Below are 3,340 nucleotides of genomic sequence, written 5' to 3' on the forward strand. Positions count from 1 at the left end.
GCGTCATAGAAAAAATGCCATCTCGCGCGCGCGAGCGCGCGCCCGAGATATTTTCTTAGATTCTTACCCCCCTTACCCCCCCCGCGATTCTGGGAGCCACAGGAGGTCTGCGGACGGCCCTGCGGGCCGACGCCGGCTGGGTGCGGGAGGGCTGACGCCCTCCGGGGCGAACCCCACCGGACGTGCCTGGCTTGGCCAAGTCGGACCAGGCCGAGCTGAAGGGACCTGGGGCGGCCTCAAGGGGGGTGGTGCGGCCCGCAGCGCGCCAGCGCGAGGACACGGCCCCCTTGAGGCCGCCCCAGGTCCCCCACGCTCCCCTCAGCGGCGAGCGGCCCTTCCTCTGAGCGGCAGGGACGCAGGCCGGTCGGGCAGGCTGGGGAGTGTAAGATTACAGTTCCATTTCCTGCCAACCCCACACGCCGCAGCGGACCAGCTCGGAGGCCGTGGCGATGGGGTGGGAAGGATGGCGGGAAATAGAGCTGTTAACTTTCCACCTCGGCCCCCCATCCCAGCCGCTCGACCTGGCCCCGCTCGCCCGTCCCATCCGTCCCGCTCGGAGGGGGTCGGATGGCGGGAAAGAGAAACCCTTAATGTCGCAACCCACCCCCTCCGAGCGGAGCCCCGAGCATCGAGGGCGGAGGCTGAGGACGGGGGCCTGACCGATCCGGCCGGGCGCTCCCCCGCCGAGCCGGAAGGTGAGAAGGGCGCACTTTTGCAAACCCTGCGGGTTTGCCGTGCGACCTCCTGGGGACGGCGCTGCGCTGGCCCCCGCCGGCAGCGTCCCCGTCCATCGCGGTGCGATGGATCTGGAGGGGCGTCCCGCCCTCCCGAACCCTCCCCGGCCACCCTCGTGGGTGGACCGCGTGGCGGCGCAGCTCGTGCCCGTCCCGATTGATCGCAGCACCTGGCTCGGCCGCGAGGAAGGGCACCCGACAAAGGGCACGAGGATGAGGCTCACACACAACGCAATATGCATTGCCTCCGGCAACGCGCGTCACTCGGCGGCGCGCGGCTGAACGGCGCGCTGATTGTGGCCTCTGCGAAGGCAAGGAAGGACGCTCGCCGCTGGGCAGTCCCCTGCCATGGGGCATGGCAAGGGACGCCGGCCAGCTTGGGGCGTTCCGGCAGCCTCAAGCCTTGTCCTCGCTGCGCTGCGGGAAGGCTTGACCCTGCCTCCTGCGCCGAGACCAGCGGGTGCGTGAGCCACTAGATCGGACAGCCGCCCACGAAGCGGAGCCGGCGTAGAGTCTTGGGGCGGTTAGTGCTCCAAGTGCCTAGCCTCAAATCGGCGCCGTAGCCTGATACTGTCACCTCAAAGAGGCAGCCCTCGCGCAGTTGGTCGAATAAGGCCTCCCGGCGCCAAGGGCCGAAAGCCAAGCGTGTGCTCTCCGGCAACTTGAAATCCCCGTGATCGCTGCTGACCTCGCCGCAGTAGGTCATGGCCTGGGGTGGCGCGAAGTCCCGTCCTCGGCGGCCGGATACGAGGTCACCAAGCAGCTTACCTAGGCCGCGACTCCCGTGGCCTTCGCGGCAGTAACGGGGCACGTCGGCTTGGAGCACCCGCACGGTTAAGGTTTGACGCCCAACGACGAACTCGCTCGCGTAGAGGGTCGCTATCACCACCACGAAAGCACCGACGACGAGCACGATCCTGCGAAGGGCGACAAGTCCGCGTTCGATGTCACGGATTGGGGGGTCAACTGTCATAGCAGGAGCTTGCCACCTGAGAGTGGCGAAACTGAGCCATCCACCTAGCATAAAGGCTTTCGCATAACTCGTGACTTTCGCGCAGGCCGCCCGGCCCAGGCGGATCAGGGGCTTGGATCGCGCGGAAGTCAGGTGCGAAACGTCAGGGCCTCAGCGGCCGAGGAGCCGGGCTAGGAAGCCCCGAGCTGGGGCGGGTGCCGACGATAGTGCGGGAGCGGGCAGGGCCAGGAGCGCGCGCACCCGCTCGTCGGACCGGTCGAGGCGCTGGCGCAAGTCGGCCGTGGTCTCTCGCTCATGGGCCAGAGCCTCGCGCTCGCGCTCGAGCGCCTGCTCCAGCAACTCCAGGCGGGTTCGCAGCACCAGCAGCTCGGACGGGGGTGCCGCTTCGGGTCCCACCGGGGGTGCCGTGGCGCTCCACGGGACCCCTGCCTGGGGGTCCCAGTCGAACGCCCGGGCCAGCTCGGAGGCGTCGATGCGGTAGCCGCCCGCCTCGTCGCGGCGCGCAGAGAGCTTCCCGCTCTTGATGGCGCGGCCGATGGTGGACTTGCTGCGACCAGTGGCGCGGGCGGCGGCGGACAGGCTCAGTTCCATGGAGGTCCCTCAGGGGTGCCGTGGCGCGTCATGACGCGGTGGCGGGACCGTCCCAGCGGGACCCCTGCCGGTCAAGCCGGGCTCAGTCGGAACCCTTCGGGGCTTGGCCGCCCTGCATCACCACCAGGAGCGGGCCGTCCGCCTCGCGCGCCTTGGCGCGGGCTTCCACGCTCGGCAGGTGCGTGGCGATGGTCGAGTTCATGAAGTAGCGGACCTCCCGGCCCTTCTTCTCGCGCCGGACAGCGTTGATGGAGGCCAGCTCGGTCATGATCCGGCTGAGGTTGTCACGATCCACCCCGATCCGCTCCGCTAGCTCCTCACGGGTTCGCAGGATCTCGCCCGTATCCATCCGCATGACCTCGAACAGGTGCGCCCAGAGCAAGGTCGCAGCCTGCGGACGCTTGCTGTTCTCGGCGATCCAGCGAACCACGGCGGCGTTCTGGGCGGGGCTGATCATCACGAAGGTCCATGCGTTGCGCGTGTCGGCCAGGTAGGCGGCCACCAAGTCGTCGGCCGCGGCTGAGTCCATCCCGAGCTTGCGGGCCAGCTTGGTGAACTCGGTCGCCTCGGTCGCCTTCTGGCGGGCTCTGGCCTCCTTGAAGCTCTTCACCCCGTCCGGGAGCCTCTGGCGGCCAGGAGAGGCCGTTTGGGGCCTCTGGGAGCCGCCTGATGCCCCTTCCACCCTCTGCCCCTCTGCAGGGCCTCCTAAGGCCTCCACGGGCCTCTCCGCGCCGTCTAGCGACGCTTCGGCTTGGCCGATCGCAAGGCGGAAGGCGAGCTGCTCGGCAGCGGTTCCGATCGGCTTCATGAGGCCCCTCGATAACTGTCATCCTGTGACAGTTAGGACTGTCACCACGTGACAGTCATTTCAAGCCATTTTCTCTACCCATAAACGTCTGTCGCGTCATAGAAAAAATGCCATCTCGCGCGCGCGAGCGCGCGCCCGAGATATTTTCTTAGATTCTTACCCCCCTTACCCCCCCCGCGATTCTGGGAGCCACAGGAGGTCTGCGGACGGCCCTGCGGGCCGACGCCGGCTGGG

Annotated in this window: 3 protein-coding genes; all 3 read right to left on the reverse strand. The window is 68.3% G+C overall.

The annotated features are described in order from the left end of the window. Window positions 1–1,206: 1,206 nt before the first annotated feature. The 3 genes from FHG66_RS21225 to FHG66_RS21235 all read right to left on the reverse strand — a co-directional run bounded on the left by FHG66_RS21225 (window position 1,207) and on the right by FHG66_RS21235 (window position 3,106). Complete coding sequence (locus FHG66_RS21225; RefSeq protein WP_139079137.1) at window positions 1,207–1,707, reverse strand: hypothetical protein; 501 nt, start codon at window positions 1,705–1,707, stop codon at window positions 1,207–1,209. Window positions 1,708–1,857: 150 nt separating this feature from the next. After that, window positions 1,858–2,298, reverse strand: coding sequence for a helix-turn-helix domain-containing protein (locus tag FHG66_RS21230; protein WP_139079138.1), 441 nt, complete (start codon window positions 2,296–2,298; stop codon window positions 1,858–1,860). Window positions 2,299–2,380: 82 nt separating this feature from the next. Further along, window positions 2,381–3,106 carry a hypothetical protein gene (locus FHG66_RS21235; RefSeq protein ID WP_139079139.1) on the reverse strand — a complete coding sequence of 242 codons (726 nt, stop codon included), beginning with the start codon at window positions 3,104–3,106 and terminating at the stop codon, window positions 2,381–2,383. Window positions 3,107–3,340 lie beyond the last annotated feature (234 nt).

Origin of the sequence: Rubellimicrobium rubrum (assembly GCF_006152115.1) — a bacterium.
GTDB classification, from domain to species: Bacteria; Pseudomonadota; Alphaproteobacteria; order Rhodobacterales; family Rhodobacteraceae; genus Rubellimicrobium; species Rubellimicrobium rubrum.